Source organism: Burkholderia sp. lig30, from assembly GCF_000687455.2.
Lineage (GTDB): Bacteria > Pseudomonadota > Gammaproteobacteria > Burkholderiales > Burkholderiaceae > Burkholderia.
Genome location: NZ_JGVW01000041.1, coordinates 1 through 561 on the forward strand (window position 1 = coordinate 1; position 561 = coordinate 561).

The following is a 561-nucleotide window of genomic DNA, read 5'->3' on the forward strand; positions in this document are numbered from 1 at the left end:
GCCGCGCCAGCCGTCCGCGACGATTCGAATCGAATGCACACCGAGGAAGATCGCCAGGCCGAGAATCAGGACGAGCATCGGTTGTCCCCTTCAGGAGCAGGTTGCGTGAGGAATCGCAGTGCCGTGCGCGCCGATCATGAACGCCGGGCCGGCGCGTGGAAACCGCCGCTTGTGAAAGTCAGCGTGCCGAAGCGATCACGTCGGCCACCGCCGCCGTCAGTTTCTTCGCGTACGGCACGTGCAGGAACTCGTTCGGCCCGTGCGCGTTCGACTTCGGCCCGAGCACGCCGCAGACCATGAACTGCGCGGCCGGAAAACCCGCCTGCAGCACGTTCATCAGCGGGATCGTGCCGCCGAGGCCCATGTACGCGCAGTCCGCGCCGAAGTGGCGGCGCGACGCGACGTCGAGCGACGACGCGAGCCACGGTGCGAGATCCGGCGCGCTCCAGCCGGTCGCCGCGCCCGCGTCGGGCTTGAACGTGACCTTCGCGTTGTACGGCGGATCGAGTTCGAGCAGCGCCTTCAACTGCTGGACGGCCTGCGCGGCATCGACGAGCGGCG

At 68.4% G+C, this 561-nt stretch carries 2 pseudogenes; both read right to left on the bottom strand.

The features are described from left to right. Positions 1 to 78, bottom strand: a pseudogene (locus LIG30_RS25915) (NnrU family protein); the annotation flags it as partial. Between the two features lie 100 nt (positions 79 to 178). Next, positions 179 to 561, bottom strand: a pseudogene (locus tag LIG30_RS02370) (peptidase M20); the annotation flags it as partial.